We start from the raw sequence: 4,926 nt of genomic DNA on the forward strand, positions 1-4,926 counted from the left end.
CGAGGCGTTGAGCCATGGTTGTCCGTCGATTGTGAGCGAAAGCTGCGGCTGCGTGCCGGAACTCGTGATCGATGGTGTATCGGGTTATGCATTCCCCGCCGGTGACGTACCGGCTTTGCAACGCACGATGCTCAAGTCCATAGAAGCATTCGCCGATACCGCAGGTTCGGCGAGGCGCTGTATGGATGTGATCCAGCGTTTCGACCCGCCGTCCGCGGCCGCAAACATTGCAAGGGGCTGCGCGATGATGCTCAGCGACTGACTGCGCCATCCGCTTCCGGTTTCGACCCAACAACCAAGAGAGCCACACATGGTCGCCCCGACGCGCACGCGCCGGAGCGAGTCCCGTGAGTGATGTCTGGCATAAATCCGTTTCGCCGGAGCGCGCTTGTCCGGCGGAAGTGGAGGCAAGATGAGAATCCTAATCTACGGGCTGAACTACGCGCCCGAGCTGACGGGTACGGGAAAGTACACTGCCGAGATGGCGGAGACGCTGCAGCAGCACGGCCACGAGGTTCGTGTGGTATGCGCGCCTCCGTATTATCCGGAATGGAAAATCGCCAAGGGTTTTTCGGCGTGGCGCAATGCACGTGAAACGCGCAATCACGTGCGGATCTGGCGTGCGCCGTTATGGGTGCCTGCTCACCCGAGTGGCTTGAAGCGGATGATTCATCTTGCATCGTTTGCGGCGGCTTCGTTGCCTGCGCTTTTGAAGCAGGCAAGGTGGCGTCCCGATGTGGTGATGACGATTGCGCCGACCATGCTCAACGCGCCCGCCGCATTGATGCTCGCGAAAATGACGGGCGCTCATTCGTGGCTGCACATTCAGGATTTCGAAGTCGATGCTGCGTTCGATCTTGGCTTGCTCAAGAGCGAACGCGCGGGCCGGATGGCACGGTTCCTGGAGCGCGCGATCCTGTGCCGCTTCGACATGGTATCGACGATCTCCGACAAGATGATCGAGCGCGCGATGACGAAGGGCGTGTCGTCATCGAAGATGTTCCGTTTGCCAAACTGGGTGGACATCAGCGCGATCTATCCGTTGCAACGTGCGAACAAGTTTCGCGACGAGCTCGCCATTCCCGAGAACGCCAAGGTCGTTCTGTACGCGGGTAACATGGGGTCGAAGCAAGGCATAGAAGTGCTTGCGGGCGCGGCGCACGCGCTGGCTGGACGCGAGGACATCACGTTCGTCTTTTGCGGCAACGGTGCGACCAAAGCTGACCTGGAGAAATCCTGCGAGAACCTGAGCAACTGCAGGTTCATTGCGCTGCAGCCGGTCGAACGCCTGAACGAACTGCTCAATCTCGCCGATATCCACGTGCTCCCGCAACGCGGCGATGCGGCAGATCTCGTGATGCCGTCCAAGCTCACGGGCATGTTCGCAAGTGGGCGCGTCGTGATTGCAATGGCTCGCCCGGGAACCGAATTGCATAACGTGGTTTCATCGCGTGGTGTGGTCGTGCCGCCCGAGAATGTCGATGCGCTGGCTGCCGCGATCGAATCGCTGGTGGCCAACCCGGAGCAACGTGCAGCGCTCGGCGCAGAGGGCCGGGTGTTTGCGGAACTGCATCTGTCGCCGGCGTGGGTGCTCGGACGGCTCGACGACAAGTTGCGCACGCTCCGGGGAGAACGTGCCGGCGTGCGGACGGTGGAGCGCAAGGACGTCAAGACGGGAAATTCAGGGGTTGCCGCACCCAAGGCGAGTGCCGCGGTGAAGCTCGTGGAGATCGAGAAGATCGATTGATGTATGCCGGATTTTCAAGCCGCCCGATGCATGTTTGCCGGGCGGCTTTTCTATTTGCCGCGGGTATGTTCGTCTTCTTCAATACGGCGACTTGTAGATCTCCAATGGCTTGCGTGCAACCTTGACGCCGTTCGCGCCGTACACGGATTGTGCGGCGGTATCGGGCGTGGCGACGATCTTGCCGTTCGCGTCCTGTACCCGAGCGCCGCGTTTCATGACGACCGTGCCCGGCTTGACAAACGATGCATTGGTTTGCGCGGGGTCCGCATTGTTGTTCATCATGGTCTCGGCAGACGTGGTGGCGGTGCCCGCTTTCGCGCCGTTTTTCGCGCCGTTGCCATTTGCGTTCGGCGCCTGGCCGTAGGGATCGGCATACCCGGCATACGATGACGGGCCCCCCAGCAGCTTGTCTTCGGCCGCGTAGTCACGCGTGCCGGCGTCGCCGGCAGCTGCATGCGCGGCCGGCAAAGCGGACCACGCTGCACCAGCGAGAAGCATGGCCAATACGCGTTGACCCGTTAGCCTGCGAATAGATGATTTCATGACGCACTCCGATGTATCGCTCAAGATGAAGCAGATTGTTATCCCAAACTTGCAGCGCTGTATAGCGGCCGGCACCCCTTGTTTCAAGGTAGCAAATCTTTCGCTTTCCGGTCATGCAGATGCCGCCAAAAGTCTTTCCCTTGCGGCCATTAGTGGGCTGGCGCACCAGAACAACAAGACGCATCGACCATAATCGTTTCATGCGGTGCTGCAATGCACTCACCGCTACGGGCTCGGGGGCCGGCAAACATGCACAGAACAATCGACGAACATTGCATCGAAGAGGATATTGCTGAAGAGGGCATTCGCCATGCTTCAGCAGGGGCGGCCGTAGGCAACGCCCGTGTCGTCGACCTGAGCCTGGCGGGCAAGGGCAACTACGTCGCGAAACGCGGCGCGTTGACGGAAGTCGTGTGGTTCTTCCTCGAAGCCGCGATCATCAACAACAAGTTCATACCGGTATCCGCCGTACGCGTCTGGCTGCTGCGCCGCTTTGGCGCGCGCATTGGCGTCGGATGCCGCATGCCGCATCCGATCCGCGTGAAGGCGCCGTGGAATCTGGAAGTGGGCGACAACTGCTGGTTCGGCGTGAACGCCTGGATCTACAACCAGACTTCGATTCGCATTGGCTCGAATGTCTGCATCTCACAAGACGCATTTCTCACGACCGGCTCACACGATCTCGCGACGAACATGGATTTGCATGTCAAGCCGATCGTGATCGAGGACGGTGTGTGGATCACATCGAAATGCATCGTACAAATGGGTGTGACCATCGGCCGCTCGACAGTGGTGACGCCGCTGTCAGTGGTACATCGGTCGCTTGAAGCAGAAGGTGTGTATGGCGGCAATCCGGTACGGTTTATCAGGAAACGTTTCACCGCCTGAGCTAAAACGGGGCCGTATTCATGCAGGGTTTCATTCGCAATGTGCCGCGCGCGTAGACCAGCGCGCTTGGCCGCATGTGCCTTTATCTTGGCGGGTAACGAAGCGCGCGTCCTACGACTATTACACGCAGGTAAGACTGGCTGATAAGGCTGGTCGATCTGGCTGGGATGATCTCCAGACTGCATGTGGACTGTTCGGACTCGTGTGATGTTTCGTTAGATGAAAGATGGCCGGGTTCTGTCCGGCGCCGGCGGTACAGCGGTACAGCGGACCGCGCGACGCGCTACGGCAGCGAAGCGTTTCTATAACGGGTGGCGACAGCGGATAAGCCGGCAAGACGATTTGGCGAAGCGCTGCACACGAGAGGGAGCACGGGGATGTTCATTGACAGCCGGAATGTAGAGCAGAACGCGGTAGTGAAGACGACCGTCTGCATCATCGGGGCAGGGGTCGCGGGGATCACGCTTGCGCTCGAGTTGGATAAGCAAGGCGTCGATACCGTCCTGCTGGAAAGCGGTGGGTACAAGCCGGACGACGCCACGCGCGATTTGTATCGCGGCGAGAACGTAGGTATTCCTTATACGTATGCCGACGGCAGCCGCAGCCGCTTTCTTGGCGGCAGCAGCAATTGCTGGGGCGGCTGGTGCCGTCCGCTCGATTCGTGGGACTTCGAAAAACGCGATTGGGTGAAGGATAGCGGCTGGCCATTCGGACTCGACGAGTTGCGTCCTTACTATGCCCGCACGCATGCGTTGCTCAAGCTCGGCGAAAACAATTTCGACCCGGCGTACTGGGAAGCGGCCATCGGCCGTGACGATGTGAAGCGTCATCCGCTGCCAAGCGGCACGATCCGCGACACGATCTCCCAGTTCAGCCCGCCGGTGCGCTTTGGCAAGGTGTACAAGGCCGTGCTCGGCGAGTCGTCGCATGTGCGCGTGTTTCTCAACGCGAACGCGATGAACATCGGCACCGACAGCGAAGCGAGGCATGTTTCGCAGATCGATGTCGGCACGTTGAGCGGCCGGCGGTTTTCTGTCTCCGCGAAGATCTTCATCCTGGCGACGGGTGGTATCGAGAATGCGCGGTTGCTGCTTGCGTCGAACAAGGTGCAGGCGGAAGGGCTCGGGAACGGCAACGATGTGGTCGGCCGCTACTTCATGGACCATCCGCGCACCATGCAGGGCAGCATCAAGTTCAAGAAGCCGTGGGCGCGCAACAAGCTCTACGACATCAAGTATCACTATCAGAATGCATCGGTGTCGGCGCATGGACAGTTCATCTCGTCCCAGTTCGCATTGACGCAAAAGGTGCTCGAGCGCGAGCGTTTGCTCAATGCGCGCGTGTGGTTCTACTCGGTGTTTCGCGGCGAGAACACGGAAGGCGCTGAAGCGTTGATCCGATGCAAGCAGGCCGTCTTGCAAAAGGATCAGCCTGGCTGGAGTTTTTCGCAGGACCTGCTGACCATGGCGTCGCATCCTGTGGACACTGCGTGCTTCGGTCTTGCGCGACTGTTGCAGCCGCGTCCGCTCATCACCGACGTCAAATTCCAGACGATCGTCGAGGCCGAGCCGAATCGCGACAGCCGTGTCACCTTGTCGTCGCAAAAAGATGCGCTGGGCATGAATCGCGTGAAGGTGGACTGGCAACTGACCGAGCTGGTCAAGCGTACGTTCGACCGTACTGTCACGCTGCTCGCGGAAGAAATGCAGCGCACGGGGGTGGCCGACGTGCAACTCGACGAGCCGCTG

At 60.0% G+C, this 4,926-nt stretch carries 5 protein-coding genes and 1 pseudogene; 5 read left to right on the forward strand and 1 reads right to left on the reverse strand.

The window, feature by feature from the left end; all coding sequences use genetic code 11:
• Both ACFFAR_RS24695 and ACFFAR_RS24700 read left to right on the forward strand, forming a co-directional pair.
• Positions 1–262: pseudogene (locus tag ACFFAR_RS24695) on the forward strand (glycosyltransferase family 1 protein); the annotation flags it as partial.
• A gap of 150 nt (positions 263–412) precedes the next feature.
• The gene (locus ACFFAR_RS24700) at positions 413–1,747 is read left to right on the forward strand and encodes a glycosyltransferase WbuB (RefSeq protein ID WP_375508626.1); all 1,335 of its coding nucleotides are present in this window, start codon (positions 413–415) and stop codon (positions 1,745–1,747) included.
• 78 nt (positions 1,748–1,825) lie between these two features.
• On the opposite strand, the gene ACFFAR_RS24705 is transcribed toward ACFFAR_RS24700, so the two are convergent.
• Positions 1,826–2,290, reverse strand: a complete 465-nt coding sequence (locus tag ACFFAR_RS24705) for a hypothetical protein (protein WP_144022225.1) — start codon at positions 2,288–2,290, stop codon at positions 1,826–1,828.
• Between ACFFAR_RS24705 and ACFFAR_RS24710 the strand changes: the two genes are divergently transcribed.
• The 3 genes from ACFFAR_RS24710 to ACFFAR_RS24720 form a co-directional block, all read left to right on the forward strand.
• Positions 2,289–2,483 carry a hypothetical protein gene (locus tag ACFFAR_RS24710; protein ID WP_144022224.1) on the forward strand — a complete coding sequence of 65 codons (195 nt, stop codon included), beginning with the start codon at positions 2,289–2,291 and terminating at the stop codon, positions 2,481–2,483. The genes ACFFAR_RS24705 and ACFFAR_RS24710 overlap by 2 nt on opposite strands.
• A gap of 56 nt (positions 2,484–2,539) precedes the next feature.
• Positions 2,540–3,178: a putative colanic acid biosynthesis acetyltransferase gene (locus tag ACFFAR_RS24715; RefSeq protein WP_375508627.1), complete on the forward strand. Its 639-nt coding sequence runs from the start codon at positions 2,540–2,542 to the stop codon at positions 3,176–3,178.
• A 377-nt stretch (positions 3,179–3,555) separates the two neighbouring features.
• Positions 3,556–4,926 (forward strand): FAD-dependent oxidoreductase (locus ACFFAR_RS24720; RefSeq protein ID WP_174365540.1); only part of this gene is annotated, 1,371 nt, incomplete at its 3' end.

Source organism: uncultured Caballeronia sp., from assembly GCF_964243625.1.
Lineage (GTDB): Bacteria > Pseudomonadota > Gammaproteobacteria > Burkholderiales > Burkholderiaceae > Caballeronia.

Bases quoted from the DNA above. Each gene is read 5' to 3' on its own strand.
- ACFFAR_RS24700 (WP_375508626.1), top strand. From the start codon at position 413: ATGAGAATCCTAATCTACGGGCTGAACTACGCGCCCGAGCTGACGGGT.
- ACFFAR_RS24710 (WP_144022224.1), top strand. From the start codon at position 2,289: ATGACGCACTCCGATGTATCGCTCAAGATGAAGCAGATTGTTATCCCA.
- ACFFAR_RS24705 (WP_144022225.1), bottom strand. From the start codon at position 2,290: ATGAAATCATCTATTCGCAGGCTAACGGGTCAACGCGTATTGGCCATG.
- ACFFAR_RS24715 (WP_375508627.1), top strand. From the start codon at position 2,540: ATGCACAGAACAATCGACGAACATTGCATCGAAGAGGATATTGCTGAA.